This window comes from Devosia sp. SL43 (assembly GCF_021729885.1).
In the GTDB taxonomy this organism is placed as follows: domain Bacteria; phylum Pseudomonadota; class Alphaproteobacteria; order Rhizobiales; family Devosiaceae; genus Devosia.
Window position 1 is genome coordinate 2512482 of record NZ_CP063401.1, and the last position, 14202, is coordinate 2526683.

Annotated in this window: 15 protein-coding genes; 10 read left to right on the forward strand and 5 right to left on the reverse strand. The window is 64.2% G+C overall.

The window, feature by feature from the left end; all coding sequences use genetic code 11:
- The first annotated feature begins 69 nt into the window (after positions 1 to 69).
- From IM737_RS12295 to IM737_RS12330, 8 genes are all read left to right on the forward strand, one after another.
- Positions 70 to 1401, forward strand: coding sequence for an ABC transporter substrate-binding protein (locus tag IM737_RS12295; RefSeq protein ID WP_236894224.1), 1332 nt, complete (start codon positions 70 to 72; stop codon positions 1399 to 1401).
- A gap of 3 nt (positions 1402 to 1404) precedes the next feature.
- Complete coding sequence (locus tag IM737_RS12300; RefSeq protein WP_236894225.1) at positions 1405 to 2148, forward strand: ABC transporter ATP-binding protein; 744 nt, start codon at positions 1405 to 1407, stop codon at positions 2146 to 2148.
- The gene (locus IM737_RS12305) at positions 2145 to 2870 is read left to right on the forward strand and encodes an ABC transporter ATP-binding protein (RefSeq protein ID WP_236894226.1); all 726 of its coding nucleotides are present in this window, start codon (positions 2145 to 2147) and stop codon (positions 2868 to 2870) included. The genes IM737_RS12300 and IM737_RS12305 overlap by 4 nt, the downstream gene beginning before the upstream one ends.
- Entirely contained in the window at positions 2863 to 3813 is a 951-nt protein-coding gene (locus IM737_RS12310) for a branched-chain amino acid ABC transporter permease (RefSeq protein WP_236894227.1), read from the forward strand. The genes IM737_RS12305 and IM737_RS12310 overlap by 8 nt, the downstream gene beginning before the upstream one ends.
- On the forward strand, positions 3810 to 4814 hold the full coding sequence (locus IM737_RS12315; protein WP_236894228.1) for a branched-chain amino acid ABC transporter permease: 1005 nt from the start codon (positions 3810 to 3812) through the stop codon (positions 4812 to 4814). Before IM737_RS12310 ends, IM737_RS12315 begins: the two co-directional genes overlap by 4 nt.
- Positions 4815 to 4923: 109 nt before the next feature.
- Complete coding sequence (locus IM737_RS12320) at positions 4924 to 5970, forward strand: aromatic ring-hydroxylating dioxygenase subunit alpha (protein ID WP_236894229.1); 1047 nt, start codon at positions 4924 to 4926, stop codon at positions 5968 to 5970.
- 3 nt (positions 5971 to 5973) lie between these two features.
- A complete protein-coding gene (locus IM737_RS12325; RefSeq protein WP_236894230.1) occupies positions 5974 to 6717 on the forward strand; it encodes a GntR family transcriptional regulator in 744 nt (247 codons plus the stop codon).
- Positions 6718 to 6727: 10 nt separating this feature from the next.
- Positions 6728 to 7696 carry a PDR/VanB family oxidoreductase gene (locus tag IM737_RS12330; RefSeq protein ID WP_236894231.1) on the forward strand — a complete coding sequence of 323 codons (969 nt, stop codon included), beginning with the start codon at positions 6728 to 6730 and terminating at the stop codon, positions 7694 to 7696.
- Between the two features lie 59 nt (positions 7697 to 7755).
- On the opposite strand, the gene IM737_RS12335 is transcribed toward IM737_RS12330, so the two are convergent.
- The 4 genes from IM737_RS12335 to IM737_RS12350 form a co-directional block, all read right to left on the reverse strand.
- Positions 7756 to 8784 carry a TRAP transporter substrate-binding protein gene (locus IM737_RS12335; RefSeq protein WP_236894232.1) on the reverse strand — a complete coding sequence of 343 codons (1029 nt, stop codon included), beginning with the start codon at positions 8782 to 8784 and terminating at the stop codon, positions 7756 to 7758.
- Positions 8785 to 8867: 83 nt separating this feature from the next.
- Positions 8868 to 10190: a TRAP transporter large permease gene (locus IM737_RS12340; RefSeq protein WP_236894233.1), complete on the reverse strand. Its 1323-nt coding sequence runs from the start codon at positions 10188 to 10190 to the stop codon at positions 8868 to 8870.
- Positions 10187 to 10723, reverse strand: coding sequence for a TRAP transporter small permease (locus IM737_RS12345; RefSeq protein ID WP_236894234.1), 537 nt, complete (start codon positions 10721 to 10723; stop codon positions 10187 to 10189). The genes IM737_RS12340 and IM737_RS12345 overlap by 4 nt, the downstream gene beginning before the upstream one ends.
- 112 nt (positions 10724 to 10835) lie before the next feature.
- The gene (locus IM737_RS12350) at positions 10836 to 11609 is read right to left on the reverse strand and encodes a crotonase/enoyl-CoA hydratase family protein (RefSeq protein WP_236894235.1); all 774 of its coding nucleotides are present in this window, start codon (positions 11607 to 11609) and stop codon (positions 10836 to 10838) included.
- 94 nt (positions 11610 to 11703) lie between these two features.
- On the opposite strand from IM737_RS12350, the gene IM737_RS12355 reads away from it, so the two are divergent.
- Together IM737_RS12355 and IM737_RS12360 are read left to right on the forward strand one after the other, a co-directional pair.
- Complete coding sequence (locus IM737_RS12355) at positions 11704 to 13302, forward strand: acyl-CoA dehydrogenase family protein (RefSeq protein WP_236894236.1); 1599 nt, start codon at positions 11704 to 11706, stop codon at positions 13300 to 13302.
- The gene (locus tag IM737_RS12360; RefSeq protein WP_236894237.1) at positions 13295 to 13774 is read left to right on the forward strand and encodes a MarR family winged helix-turn-helix transcriptional regulator; all 480 of its coding nucleotides are present in this window, start codon (positions 13295 to 13297) and stop codon (positions 13772 to 13774) included. The genes IM737_RS12355 and IM737_RS12360 overlap by 8 nt, the downstream gene beginning before the upstream one ends.
- On the opposite strand, the gene IM737_RS12365 is transcribed toward IM737_RS12360, so the two are convergent.
- Entirely contained in the window at positions 13775 to 14194 is a 420-nt protein-coding gene (locus tag IM737_RS12365; protein ID WP_236894238.1) for an acyl-CoA thioesterase, read from the reverse strand.
- Positions 14195 to 14202: the final 8 nt, after the last annotated feature.

The following is a 14202-nucleotide window of genomic DNA, read 5'->3' on the forward strand; positions in this document are numbered from 1 at the left end:
CATCTTTTACTGACGCGGTTCGGTTGGGAGGCCGGTCCGCACCACGCTCAAAAATCCAGGGAGGAAACCATGAGCATCTACAAGACCCTTAGCAGCAGGGGTGTCACCCGGCGCAGCTTCATCAAGACGGCTGGCGCCGTCGCGGGCGGCGCTGCAGCGGCGCTGACGCTGCCCGCCAGCGTCCGTTCGGCCTTCGCCCAGGGCGACGAGGTCATCCGCGTCGGCTTTATCGGGCCGCGCTCCGGCCCGCTCGGGGTGTTCGGCGAAGGCGACCCCTTCCTAATCGAGCAGTTCAACCGCAATATGGCCGATGGCGTCCAGGTCGGTGACAAGCGCTACGGCATCCAGCTCGTGCTGGCCGATACCCAGTCCGACCCGGTGCGGGCCAGCCAGGTCGCCAAGGACCTGATCAATGGCGAAGCCATCGACCTGATGCTGGCGTCCGCGACGCCCGAAACTGTCAATCCGGTGGCCGATGCCTGCGAGGCCGCCGGCGTGCCCTGCCTCACAACCACCGCGCCCTGGGAGGCGTTCTACTTCGGTCGCGGCGCCAAGCCGGGCGAGCCATCGCCGTTCAAGTGGACCTACCACTTCTGCTTCGGCGTGGGCAATTTTGCCAAGCTCTATGCCGACCAGTGGAGCAAGATCGAAACCAACAAGAAGGTCGGCGTGTTGCTGCCCAACGATGCCGATGGCGGCGCCATCCGTGGCCTGCTGCTGCCGGAACTGGAAAAGGCGGGCTTCACCATCGTCGATCCCGGTCCGTATGAGAATGGCACGGCGGACTTCTCCACCCAGATCAACCTGTTCCGCGACGAAGGCTGCGAGATCTTCAACACCTTCCCGTTCCCGCCCGACTTTCCGGTATTCTGGCGGCAGGCGGCGCAGAAGGGGCTCGCCCAGCAGATCAAGATCTGCCAGCTCGCCAAGGCCGGGTTGTTCCCCGCCGAACTCGAAGCCATGGGGTCGCTGGGCTACGGCCTCCATGCCGGTGCCTATTGGCACAAGCACTTCCCCTTCAGCTCGCCCTCGACGGGCCTAACCAGCCGGGTGATCGCCGAGGGCTACGAAGCCATGGTGGGCAAGCAGTGGAACCAACAAGTGGGCGCCAATGCGTCTTTGCTTGATGCCGCCGTGGCCGCACTCGCCAGCTCGGGCAACCCCAAGGACAAGGCCTCGCTGGCACAAGCTCTCTCGGTACTGAAAGCCGAGACTGCCGTTGGCCTCGTCGATTTCACTACAGGCCCGGTGCCCAATTGCGCCACGACAGGCGTTGTGGGCGTGCAGTGGGTCAAGGCGACAGAGGGTCCATGGGAGTTCGATCTGCCCATCGTCTCCAATGCCGACCATCCGTTCGTGCCGTTGACCGGTGAAATGACCGCTTACACGGTGCAGGGCTGAACCATGGCGGAAGCACCGACAATCGCCCAGCCCATGCTTGAGGCCTTCCGGATCGACAAGAGCTTTGGCGCCTTCAAGGTGCTTAATGCGGTCGATTTCGCGGTCGCCCCCGGCGAGGCGGTGGGCATTGTCGGTCCCAATGGCGCAGGCAAGACCACACTGTTCGGGGTATTGGCGGGGGCGCTCCTACCCTCTGCCGGAACAGTGCGGTTTGCCGGCGCCGACCTGACCGGCACCGGCGCCGCAGCCCGGTGCCGGTCGGGTATAGCCCGCACCCATCAGGTGCCACGCCCCTTTCTGGGCATGTCGGTGTTCGAAAATACACTGACGGCGGCGCAATTCGGCGCCGGCCTCACTGGCAGCGCGGCCGAGGATTGTGCTGCCGAGGCGCTGGAGCGGACGGCCTTGCTGCACCATGCCAACCGGCCGGCTGCGGCCTTGGGCCTGCTCGACCGCAAGCGCCTGGAACTGGCGCGGGCGCTGGCGACCCGACCCAGGGTGATCCTCCTCGACGAGATCGGCGGCGGGCTGACCGAGGCCGAACTCAATCTACTGGTCGCATTGATAAGCCAGCTCAAGGCCGATGGCCTGACCATCGTCTGGATCGAGCACATCCTGCATGCGCTGCTCAAGGTGATCGACCGGCTGGTCTGCATGAGCGCCGGCGCCGTCATCGCCGAGGGACGCCCCGAAGCGGTCATGGCCGACCCCGAAGTGCGGCGAGCCTATCTGGGAGGGGGGGCATGACGATGTTGGCGGTCAACAACCTGATTGCCGGGCACGGCCTGCTGACGGCGGTGCGCGATGTCTCCTTCGATGTCGAAGCCGGGGAGGTGCTCGGCGTCATCGGCGCCAACGGCGCGGGCAAGACCACGCTGTTCCGAACCTTGGCCGGGGTACACTCCGCCAATTCTGGCAGCATTGCGCTTGATGGCGTTGATGTTACCGCTCTTTCGGCATCTCGCCGCGTGGCTGGCGGCATTGCCATGGTGCCCGAGGGGCGGCGGTTGTTCGTCGACATGACCGTGCGGGAAAACCTGCAGGTGGCCGGCGAAAACGGCCGTTCGGGCGCCTGGACGCTATCGACCGTATTGGCGGCACTACCCGTGCTGACGTCGTTGCTCAACGTCGTGACCGGCGGACTCTCGGGTGGCCAGCGGCAAGCTGTGGCCATCGGGCGGGCGCTGATGAGCAATCCCAAGGTTTTGCTGCTCGACGAGGTGTCGCTGGGTCTGTCGCCCGTGGCCATCGAAGGGCTCTACGAGCAACTGGCTGGGCTCAAGGGCCGCGGCGATACGGCGATGATCGTGGTGGAACAGGATCTCGATCGCGCCATGGCCTTTTCCGATCGGGTGATCTGCATGCTCGAGGGGCGCATCGCGCTCGAGGGCAGACCGCGCGTGCTCGGCAAGCCGGCAATTACCGAAGCCTATTTCGGCTTGACGCACCCGGAGAGCACCCATGCTTGATGCATTGATCCAGGGCATTCTACTCGGCGGCTACTATGCCATCCTCGCTGCGGGCCTGTCGCTGATGTTCGGCGTCGTCCGCTTCATCAACCTAGCGCATGGCGACCTCGCCATTTTCGGCGCCTATCTGGTGCTGTTCGCCGTGGAAGTGCTGGGGCTCTCGCCCTGGGTTGCAGTGGCGGCCATTGTGCCGGTCATGGCGCTGCTCGGCTGGGTGCTGCAGGCGACGCTGTTTGCCCGCACCGTCAAGGGTGGCTTTCTTTTGCCGCTGCTGACCACCTTCGGTCTCGGTGCCGTGCTGCAGAACGGCATGTTCGGCCTCTTCGGCTCTGATACCGAATCGCTCGGCAACCACATCGGCAACCTCTCCTGGGCCAGTTGGCAGCTGCCGTTCGGCATCAGCGTCGGTCAACTGCCCGTCATCACCTTTGCCGTGGCAGTCGCGGTTCTGGGTTCACTGCAACTGGTGCTGAGCTTCACCAAACTCGGCCGCGCCATCAGGGCCACCGCGAGCGATCCGGAGGCGGCAGAGCTCAGTGGCATCGATGCACGCGCCGTGCATCGCGCAGCAGCCGCGATTGCCGTGGCACTGGCCGGGCTTGCTGGCGCCTTCCTCGCCATGCGGGCGCTGATCAATCCCTATGCCGGCCCGACCCAATTGATCTTTGCCTTCGAGGCGGTGGTGATCGGCGGCATCGGCTCGCTCTGGGGCACGCTGATCGGCGGCATCGTCCTGGGCGTGGCACAGAGCTTCGGTGCGACGATTTCGGCGCAAGGCTTCCAGCTAGCTGGACATCTGGTGTTCCTCGGCGTGTTGGGCGCACGGCTCTACCTCGCACACAGCCGCGAGATGGGTGGCTGGCGCGGCGCCCTGCGCCTGCCCGCCCCACCGCCAAAACCCGTCACGCAGCTAACCCAAACAACCAGCGAGGGCAGGTCATGACCACCTATGGCGTTGAACGCTGGACCCGATCAGGGCGGCTGACTGTCGGCGCCGCCGCCGCCGTGCTTGTGGTGCTGGCGCTGCTGCCCACTTTGGCCAGCGGACTGGTGATCGACAAACTCACCACCCTGTTCATCTACATCCTGCTCGCGGTGATGTGGAACCTGCTCGCCGGTTACGCCGGGCTGGTGTCGGTGGGCCAGCAGGCCTTCTTCGGCGTCGGCGGCTATCTGGCGCTGCGCCTCGTCGATGCGGGGATGACGCCCTATCTGGCGCTGGTCATCGGCGCGGTGGGCGCCGGCCTCGTCGCCATCCCGATCTCCACTTTCGCCCTGCGCCTCAAGGGCGGGGAATTCGCCATCGGCATGTGGGTCATCGCAGAGGTGCTGCGCATCGTGGTGATGTTCGATCCGCTGGTGCAGGGGGAAACCGGCACCTCGCTGCTCGCCCTCAACGCCTTCGACCCCGAACTGCGGCGCAATCTCACCTATTGGCTGGGACTGGGCAGCATGGCCCTCATGCTCTCGGCCACCCTGTGGCTGCTGCGCAGCCGGATCGGCGCTGCTGCCCAAGCTATCCGCGACGACGAGGAGGCCGCTGCCTCCATCGGCATCGACGTGATGCGGATCAAGCAGATCATCTTTGTTCTGGCCGCTTTCGGCTGCGCGCTCGCCGGCGCCATCTGGCTGGCCAGCGCCATCACCTTCCTGCCACGCACCAATTTCGGCGTGCAGTGGACTGTGTTCATGCTGTTCATGGTGCTGGTGGGCGGCCTCAAGACCTTCGAAGGCCCGATCATCGGCGCCGTCATCTTCTTCCTCTTGCAGGAAATCTTCGGTGATCTCGGCGTCTGGTATCTCACCGGCCTGGGCGTCATCGCCGTGGGCTTTGCCCTCTACCTGCCAGACGGGCTGTGGGGCACCTGGCGCCAGCGCACAGGCATCGACCTGCTGTCGGGCGGCGTCATGCTCAAGCAACCGACCAAGGCGCCGCTCCCCTGATCTCAAGACGCGAGCCTGCGACCATGGTCGCACAGGCTTGCTCTTGAAAAATGTATACAACTGGTATTTGATTGTGCGCGAGATTGCTCGCAGGGAGAGGAGCCCAGTGATGACCACCCAGACATTTCCAATGAACGCCTGGTATGCGGCCGCGTGGGACACCGAGATCAAGCGTGAGCTACTGCCGCGCAAAATCTGCGGAAAACCTGTGGTTATGTACCGCAAACAGGATGGAACGCCGGTGGCGCTGGCCGATGCCTGCTGGCATCGCCTGCTGCCGCTCTCCATGGGCGAGCTCTATGGCGACAATGTCATCTGCGGCTATCATGGGCTGGAATTCGACGATGCCGGCCGCTGTGTATACATGCCGTCGCAGGACACCATCAATCCATCAGCCTGCGTCGTGTCCTATCCGCTGGTCGAGAAACACCGCTTCATCTGGCTGTGGATGGGCGATCCGGCGTTGGCCGACCCCGCCAAGGTCCCGGACCTGCACTGGAACGACCACCCGGACTGGGCGGCCGATGGCAAGCTGATCCACGCCAAATGCGACTACAGGCTGGTGATCGACAATCTTATGGACCTGACGCACGAGACCTATGTGCACGGCTCGTCCATCGGCAACCGTGCGGTGGCCGAGGCGCCATTCACCGCCACCCATTCCGACAAGACCGCGACGATCACCCGATGGATGAAGGACATTGATGCGCCCCCGTTCTGGCGCGGACAGCTGGGCAAACCGGGCAATGTCGATCGCTGGCAGATCATCAATTTCGAGGCGCCCGCCACCATCGCCATCGATGTCGGCGTGGCCGTGGCCGGTACGGGCGCTCCAGAGGGTGATCGCAGCCAGGGCGTCAACGGCTTCGTGCTCAACACCATCACGCCCGAAACCGACAAGACCTGCCACTATTTCTGGGCCTTTGCCCGCAACTACAAGACCTCCGAACAGCGTCGCACCCATGAATTGCGCGAGGGCGTGGCCGGCATCTTCCGCGAGGATGAGCGCATCCTGGAAGCCCAGCAGGTCGCCATCGACAACAATCCGGACCACGTCATCTACAATCTTAATATCGATGCCGGTTCGATGTGGGCGCGCAAGCTGATCGACGCGATGATATCGGACGAGCAGCAACACCGCATGGCGGCAGAATAGATCATGGCCGTCTCTCCCCAGACGCGGCAGCAGCCGCAATCGCTGAAGGCGCTGATGGGCGTACGCGACCTTGTCCTGGGCGGCCATGCCCGCCCGGGTGAGCGCCTGTCCGAGGTGGCGATTGCCGAAAAGCTCGGCATTTCCCGCACGCCCATCCGCGCTGCCCTGGCCCGGTTGGAGCAGGAAGGTCTGCTCGAACTCATCCCCTCGGGCGGTTACGCGGTGCGCGGCTTTGCCCGCGAGGAGGTGATCGACGCCATCGAACTGCGCGGCGTGCTGGAAGGCACGGCGGCGCGGCTAGCGGCCGAGCGCGGGGTGCAACCCAACCGTCTGCGCGCCATCAAGGAACTGGTGCGGGCGCTGGACGAGACGGTGCGCGACCGCCCCGAGGACATGGAATTTGACCGCTATGTCGAACTCAACGCCGCCTTTCATGAGGCGTTGGCGGGCCTGTCGGGTAGTGAGACTATTCGGCGCGAGATCGAGCGGGTGACGCGCCTGCCCTTTGCCTCGCCCAGCGCCTTTCTCGACCAGCAGGCCGATGTGCCGGCCTTCCGCCAGTCGCTGCTGGTCGGACAGGCGCAGCACAAGGCCATCGTCAATGCCATCGAACTGCGCGAGGGCGGCCGAGCCGAAGCACTGGCGCGCGAGCATGCTCGGCTCGCCCGTCAGAACCTGGAATACGTTGTCGAGCAGGATCGCAGCCTGCTGCGCCGCGTGCCGGCTTTGGCTTTGGTCGGCGAATAGGGGGAACGCCATGCGCAACAGACAGGAATGGCGCCAGGGCATCGTCACCCGCGCAGAGAGCATCGCCGACGATGTGCGGCTGCTCGAATTCGCCGTCGAAGGGGCATTGCCCCGCTTTGATCCGGGCTCGCACAGCAATTTTCGCGTGAGCCTGGGCGAAGGACAGGCCATCCGCACCTATAGCTGCCTGCCTGCCCCAGCCGGCCACATCAGCGTGGCCGTCAAGCATCACGAGCATAGCCGGGGTGGCTCGCGCTTCATGTGGACTCTCGAAACCGGGACGGCGATCGACCTCAGCGTGCCGGAGAACCGCTTCGAGCTGGCCTGGCGCGCGCCCTATTACCTGCTGATGGCCGGAGGTATCGGGATCACCCCGATCTATGGCATGGCGCTGGCGCTGCAGCGGCGCGGCATTCCGTTTCGGCTGGCCTATGGTGGCCGCAGCCGCTCGGTCATGGCCTTCGCCGATATGCTTGAGGCGGAGCTGGGCGATCGTGTCGCCATCCATGCCGGCGATAGCGGCAGGCGCATCGACGTTGCCGCCGAAATTGCCGCCCTGCCCGCCAATGGTGAGCTCTATGTCTGCGGTCCGATCGACATGCTCAACGCGGTCAAGGCCGCCTGGGCCGCTGCCGGTCGGCCCATGGGCCGGTTGCGCTATGAGGTGTTCGGCGATAGCGGCCTGTTTGCCGAGGGGCCGTTCACTGTCGAAGTCCAGGGGCTTGGCCGCTCGGTTTCGGTGCGGCCCGACCAGACCCTGCTCGAGGCGCTGCTCGGGGCGGGCGTCGAGATGATCTATGATTGCCAGCGCGGCGAATGCGGCCTCTGCGCCGTCGATATCGTCGCCCATGATGGCCCCATCGACCACCGCGACGTCTTCTTCAGCGCCGAGGAAAAGCACGAGGGCACCCGCATGTGCGCCTGCGTCTCGCGCCTCGCCAGCGGTAAGGCTGTGATCGACGTCGGCTACCGCGCCTGATTGTCGGCAAAAAGAAGGGCGCCGAGGCGCCCTTCAAGTCGTCAGGATTTCGAGATCGGTTACTGGGCCGATTCTGCCGCAACCATCGACACGGCCTGCTCGTAGAGTGCCTTGCCGTCGAGACCCAGAGCTTCCATGTCAACAAACCACTGGTCGATGGTCGGCTGCGCAGCCGCCTTCCAGCGGGCCGTTTCAGCTTCGTCGAGCGTGATGATGTTGTTGCCCAGACCAACGGCAATCGCAGCACCGGCGGCATCGCCCTTGTCCATGGCGCGTCCAAAGAATCGAGCGGTTTCGACGCCGGAATTGGCATCGATGATTGCCTTGAGATCGTCGGGCAGCGCGTCGTAGCTTGCCTGGTTCATAACGAAGGCAAAGGTCTGGGTGTAGAGGCCGTTAGCGCCGGTAAAGCCGGTGTGGTTCTTGACCAGTTCGGCAATCTTGAGCGATGGCGTTACTTCCCATGGAATGGTTGTGCCGTTGATCACGCCCTTGGACAGGGCCTCGGTCACTTGCGGGACGGGCATGCCGATCGGTTCGGCACCGAGCCGGCCAAGCATGTCCGAAATCACGCGCGAGCCGCCGCGGATCTTCATCCCGGCCAGGTCTTCCAGCTTCGTCACAGGATTCTGCGTGTGGAAGAGGCCGGGGCCATGGGTGTGCACGGCGATCAGGTGAACGCCTTCGAACTCATCCATGGCATTGGCTTCGACATACTTCTGGAACGCCACCGAGGTCGCCTCTGCAGAGGTGACCAGGAAGGGCATTTCGAACACTTCCGATTTGGGGAAGCGGCCAGGTGTATAGCCGAGCACAGTCCAGATGATATCGACCACGCCATCCTTGGCCTGGTCGAACAGGGCCGGCGGAGCGCCACCCAGTTGCATCGCCGGATACAGCTCGAACTTGATGCGGCCGCCCGACTGTTCCTCGATCGCCTTGGCCCACGGCTCGATCGCCTGGGCAGGAATAGTCGCCTGTGCCGGCAGCATCTGGTGGATGCGCATGGTCACTTCCTGGGCCAGCGCGCTGCCGCACATCAGTGTCGCAGCGATGGCGCCGGTCAATGCCGTCTTGAATAGGTTCATTGTTTCACTCCCTTGTTTGCGCTTGGAAAGCGCGTTGCAGTTTCGTTGTCCGCGCCCGCCTCCACGGGCGCGGACAGGCAGTTTCAGTAGAGCAGGCGCACCAGGAACAGCGAGATGACCGGGAAGCCGGCCAATATGGCTGTGCGGATGAGATCGCTCGCGACAAATGGCAGGACGCCCTTGTAGGTCTGGCCAAGCGAGGTGCCCTTGGCCATGGAGTTGATGACGAACAGATTCATGCCCACCGGCGGGGTGATGAGCCCCACCTCCACCACGATGAGAATGAGAATGCCGAACCAGATGGCGAACTCTTCCGGCGGCAGGCCGAAATCGAGCGCCATCATCATGGGGAAGACGATCGGCACGGTGAGCAGGATCATGGACAGCGAGTCCATCACGCAGCCCAGGATCAGGTAGAGGACCAGAACTGCGATCAGCACGACCCACGGGTTGAACCCCTGCGCGGTGACCCATTGGGCCGAAACCTGAGGCAATTGCGACATGGCAAGGAACCCATTGAGCGCGGCGGCGCCCAGCACGATCAAGAAGATCATGGCGGTGGACGACGCTGTCGCGAGGATGGCTTCGATGAAGTTCTTGCCATTGAGGCTGCGGTTGACCAGCGAGATGATCGCTGTGCCGGCCGCGCCGATGGCCGCCGCTTCGGTGGGGGTGAACAGGCCGCTATAGATGCCGCCGATCACCACGATGAAGACGACAAGCACTGGCCAGACCCCGCCCAGCGCCGCGAAGCGTTCGCGATAGGGCACCCGCTCGGCCGACCCTGCGGACTCGGGGTTCACCCGCGCATAGATGGCGATGGTTATCATGTAGCCAATGGCTGCCAGGATGCCCGGTACGAAGGCGGCCATGAAGAGCTTGGAAATATTCTGCTCGGTCAGGATGGCATAGATGACCAGGATCACCGAAGGCGGGATGAGAATGCCCAGCGTTCCGCCGGCTGCCAGCGTGCCCGTCGCCAGGGCACCGGAATAGCCATATTTCTTGAGTTCAGGCAGCGCGACCTGGCCCATCGTGGCAGCCGTTGCCAGTGACGAACCGCAGATCGCTCCAAAGCCGGCGCAGGCGCCAATGGCCGCCATGGCAACGCCACCCTTGCGATGGCCAAGCCAGGTTGCAGCGGCCTTGAACAATGCGGCCGACATACCGCCCAGCGTCGCGAACTGTCCCATCAGCAGGAACAGCGGCACCACCGACAGCGAATAGCTGGCGAAAGTGCTGTGAGTCAGGCTCTTGAACTGGGCCATCACGGGATTGAACGAGCCGGTGATCAAATACGAGCCGCCCACACCGACGGCAAGCATGGCCAGGCCGATCGGAATGCGCAGGAAGATCAGCAGCAGGATGACCGGAAACGACCAGAGCCCAAGTTCAACATTGCTCAATGGGAGGCTCCCGAAGTAACGGCTGGTACGCGTCCGGCCACGGCATCGGCCAGGCTGCGGACAAGGAGATAGAGGGCGACAATGATCAGAGTGACGGCGCCAACCAGACCGGCGGCAAAGGACCAGCCCAGCGGCATGCGCAGCAGCAGCGTCGTTTCGCCATAGTCGAACTTGTCGATTGTGCCCAAGGCATGCCGCCAGGTGAGGAACACCGCCACCGCGAGCATCAGCGCGTCGCAGAACACCAATAGCCAGGCATTGAAGCGCGGCCCCAGCATATCCGTGAAGATGGCAACCACGGCATGGCCGCGCGTCAGGTGTGCCCAGGGCAGGAAGGCGAAAACGGCAAAGCCGACGCCAGCCTCGACCAGTTCATAATCGCCCAGCACCGGACCGAGCCCTGCCCAGCTCAGCGAACGGCCAATGACGCTGACCACGATCAGCACGACAATTGCCACGAGCACCAGGCCACCGGCAATCGCCACCGCCTTGGCCAATCCGGCGACGAACCGGCCGGCTAGAGTATTGTCCATTTCCAAAGGCTCCTCCCTTCGTCAATGATTGCCCTCATTGCGCCTGCGGCAAAAGCGATTTTCTAGACCGTTTGTATAACCCCCAAACTATATTGTCGGCTCGCTTGACCGCTCAGACAAACTTCGGCTTGCGCTTTTCGAGAAAGGCCCGCAACCCCTCGTCGGCGTCTGCGCCCGTCTGGCTCAAGGCGGCCGCAAGGCTTTCGGCGTAGAGGCCGTCCTCCGACGACATGTTGGCGATGCGCGCGATCGACTGGATGATCAGATAATTGATCGTACCCGAATTCCGGGCGATCTGTCCGGCCAGTTCCAACGCTTTGGCCAGTCCGCCGCCCTCGGTCGCCAGATAATGGGCGAGACCAAGCCGTTCGCCCTCCTCGGCGCTATAAGTCCGGCCCGTCAGCATCATTTCGGTCAGGCGGTCGGGGCCGATAATCCCGGCCAGGCGCACCGTGGCGCCACCACCCACAAAAATACCGCGCTGGCCTTCGGGCATGCGGAACATCGTGCCCGGCTCGGCGACGCGGACATGGCAGGCCGAGGCGATTTCGAGCCCGCCGCCCATCACGGCTCCGCTCATTGCCGCAACCACGGGGATGCCGCTGAACTGGATGAGGCCCATCACCGCGTGCCAGTTGCGCGAATGGCGCATCACCTCCTGCGGCTCGCGCTTGACCTGCTCGCTGAGGTCGAGCCCAGCCGAGAAATGCCCGCCCTTGCCCGACAGCACGACAACGCGCACGCCATTTGGAATCGCGCTGAAGAAGCGGCGCAGGGCCTCGATTGTCCGGTCGTTCACCGCATTGCGCTTGGCCGGGCGGTTGAACTGCAGATGGGCAATGGCGCCATCGACCTGCACGTCCAGCACCAACTCGTCTTCGATCATTCTTCACCCCGAGCGTTCATTGTCGGCGATCCGTTTTTCCGATATCACCGTGCCCAAGATTGTTCTACTATATAACAATTCGGGATACCAGCGGATGATGCGTCAACACGACGATATTGTTTTCGCCCTGCGGGCGGTGGGCGCCACGGGCGCGTGGGATCTCCCCGAATGCGAGCGCGTGCTGTCGGCCTATGGTGACTTCGTCGATAGTCGGGTTGCGCCCAGCAATATCGAGGGTGATCGCGAGGGCTGCCGCATCAAGGATGGTCGCGTTCACCTCCCGGCAGGCTTGCCGGAACTCTATCGCGACTATGTCGATCTCGGCTGGCAACTGCTGCCCCTGTCGCCCGGTATTGGTGGTATCGGCGCGCCCCATGGCGTCTGTTGTGCTGCCACCGAAATGCTCGGTGGCGCCAACCACGCCTTCCAGATGCTGGTGGGTCTCGTGCCTGGAGCCATCAGGGTTATCGAGCGCTTCGGCACAGCGGCCCAGCAGGCAGAGCTGATCCCGCCGCTCGCAGCCGGCACGGCGCTGGCCACCATGTGCCTCACCGAGCCCGGTGCCGGTTCTGACCTGGGCGCAATCGGGACGGTCGGGCGCTCTGATGCTCAGGGCGACTGGGCGTTGACCGGCGACAAGATATTCGTATCTGGCGGCGATCAGGACCTCAGCCAAACCATCCTGCACCTGGTGCTGGCGCGGACCGGTTCAGCCGGCGAGGGCACCAAGGGGCTGTCCCTGTTCGCCTGTCCCTCGCACCTACCTGATGGCAACCGCAACGCCATCCACCTGCTCCGCATCGAGCAAAAGCTGGGCCTGCACGCCTCGCCCACCTGCCAGTTGCGCTTCGAAGGCGCGGCAGCGCACTTGCTGGGCCGGCCGGGCGAGGGCCTCACGGCCATGTTCGTGATGATGGATCACGCCCGGCTCGACGTCGCCATGCAGGGCGTTGCGCATGCCGCACGCGCCCACACCCTGGCGCGCGACTATGCAGCGCAGCGCCGACAGGGCGGACGCATCATTGCCGAACACGGCGACGTGGCACGGATGCTGCTGGAAATGGACGCCCTGGCCATGGGCACCCGTGCCATGGCCCTTCGTACGGCAGCCCTGCTCGACGATACCGATCTGGCGTCCTTTCTGACCCCGGTCTGCAAGGTCTTCTGCACTGAAGCCGCAACGACCGTGGCGGATAACGGCATCCAGGTGCTGGGCGGCTATGGCTATCTCCCCGAATACGGCATGGAGCAAATCTGGCGCGACGCCCGCGTCACCCGCCTCTATGAAGGCACCAATGGCGTCCTCGCCATGACATTGGTGAAGCGCCTGCTGGGTGGAGCCGGCGAGACGGCCTTTCGGCGCGAGATCGAAGCCGCGATGGCCCTGGCGCCATCACCCGCAGTGCGGCAAGGCGCAGAGACCGTGTTAAGCGCCTGGCACACAGCGCGGACCGCCATTGAGCCGATTGCCGATCGCGGCATGGTCGCTGCGCCGTTCATGCGCTTGACCGGGCTGCTGTATTTCGCTGCCTGCTGGATCCGGCTCGAAGCGGCCGGTTCCGACGCTGCCGACCCTGGACGGATTGCGCGCCCGGCCCGATTTGTGCGCGCGGCACTCTTGCCCGAGGCCATCAGCTTGCGGATAAGGTGCGAAGCGATGGCCACTGCCGACGAGGATCAAGGGAATGGATGACCAACGAGCGGCGCCACCAGCCAAGACGCCGCGCCGTGGTTTTCGCGCCGATGTCGTGACCGACATTGTCGGCTATCGCCTGCGCCGGGCGCAGATTGCCATCTTCCAGGAGTTCACGGCGCGCTTTGCCGACCATGACCTCCGCCCCGCCGAATATTCGGCGCTGGCGCTGATCGAGGCCAATCCGGGCAGCAAGCAGATCGAGATCGCCAAGGCGCTGGGGATCAAGCGCGCCAACTTCGTGGCGCTGATCAACGGCATCGAGGCGCGCGGCCTGATCGAACGCCGCCTGCCGCCGGACGACCGGCGCTCGCAGGCGCTGTTCCTGACGCCGTTGGGGATCGAGACCATGCGGGTGCTGAATGCGGCCCAGGCCGAGTTTGAGGCGCATTGCGTCAAGAAGCTGGGCGGGCCGGCGGCCCGGGATCAGCTGATGGATCTGCTGTCTCGGTTGCTTGACGACGCCGAATAGCTAGCGCGACAGCGCCGCGACGACTTCGGGTGGAATCGATCGCGATTTGATGCCGCCGGGCCTTTCGGGATCGGCCCCGGCCCAGACGCGGATTTCATGCGCCTCTATCGCCAGGTCACCACCGCTAAAGAGCTTGTGGCCGACCACGAAGCTAGACCGCCGGAACTCGGTAATCGTGCTTTCGATGCTCACCACATCCCCGAAGCGCGACGGCTTGGAGAATTTGGCGCCGGTATCCACCATGGGGATGCCGACAATGTCGAACTGGCGGATCCAGGCGATCTTCTTCATCCCCAGTGCCGCCTCGAACAGATGCGCTGTCGAAGCATCGAACATACGGAAATAGTTGGGGTAATAGACGATGCCGGCGGGGTCGCAGTCGCCGAATTCGATCTCGACTGTCCTGGTATTGACGAGCATGCCCGCCT

What these genes read in the sequence shown, in the direction of transcription:
- IM737_RS12295 (WP_236894224.1), top strand. Translation starts at nt 70, where the DNA reads ATGAGCATCTACAAGACCCTTAGCAGCAGGGGTGTCACCCGGCGCAGC.
- IM737_RS12300 (WP_236894225.1), top strand. Translation starts at nt 1,405, where the DNA reads ATGGCGGAAGCACCGACAATCGCCCAGCCCATGCTTGAGGCCTTCCGG.
- IM737_RS12305 (WP_236894226.1), top strand. Translation starts at nt 2,145, where the DNA reads ATGACGATGTTGGCGGTCAACAACCTGATTGCCGGGCACGGCCTGCTG.
- IM737_RS12310 (WP_236894227.1), top strand. Translation starts at nt 2,863, where the DNA reads ATGCTTGATGCATTGATCCAGGGCATTCTACTCGGCGGCTACTATGCC.
- IM737_RS12315 (WP_236894228.1), top strand. Translation starts at nt 3,810, where the DNA reads ATGACCACCTATGGCGTTGAACGCTGGACCCGATCAGGGCGGCTGACT.
- IM737_RS12320 (WP_236894229.1), top strand. Translation starts at nt 4,924, where the DNA reads ATGACCACCCAGACATTTCCAATGAACGCCTGGTATGCGGCCGCGTGG.
- IM737_RS12325 (WP_236894230.1), top strand. Translation starts at nt 5,974, where the DNA reads ATGGCCGTCTCTCCCCAGACGCGGCAGCAGCCGCAATCGCTGAAGGCG.
- IM737_RS12330 (WP_236894231.1), top strand. Translation starts at nt 6,728, where the DNA reads ATGCGCAACAGACAGGAATGGCGCCAGGGCATCGTCACCCGCGCAGAG.
- IM737_RS12335 (WP_236894232.1), bottom strand. Translation starts at nt 8,784, where the DNA reads ATGAACCTATTCAAGACGGCATTGACCGGCGCCATCGCTGCGACACTG.
- IM737_RS12345 (WP_236894234.1), bottom strand. Translation starts at nt 10,723, where the DNA reads ATGGACAATACTCTAGCCGGCCGGTTCGTCGCCGGATTGGCCAAGGCG.
- IM737_RS12350 (WP_236894235.1), bottom strand. Translation starts at nt 11,609, where the DNA reads ATGATCGAAGACGAGTTGGTGCTGGACGTGCAGGTCGATGGCGCCATT.
- IM737_RS12355 (WP_236894236.1), top strand. Translation starts at nt 11,704, where the DNA reads ATGATGCGTCAACACGACGATATTGTTTTCGCCCTGCGGGCGGTGGGC.
- IM737_RS12360 (WP_236894237.1), top strand. Translation starts at nt 13,295, where the DNA reads ATGGATGACCAACGAGCGGCGCCACCAGCCAAGACGCCGCGCCGTGGT.
- IM737_RS12365 (WP_236894238.1), bottom strand. Translation starts at nt 14,194, where the DNA reads ATGCTCGTCAATACCAGGACAGTCGAGATCGAATTCGGCGACTGCGAC.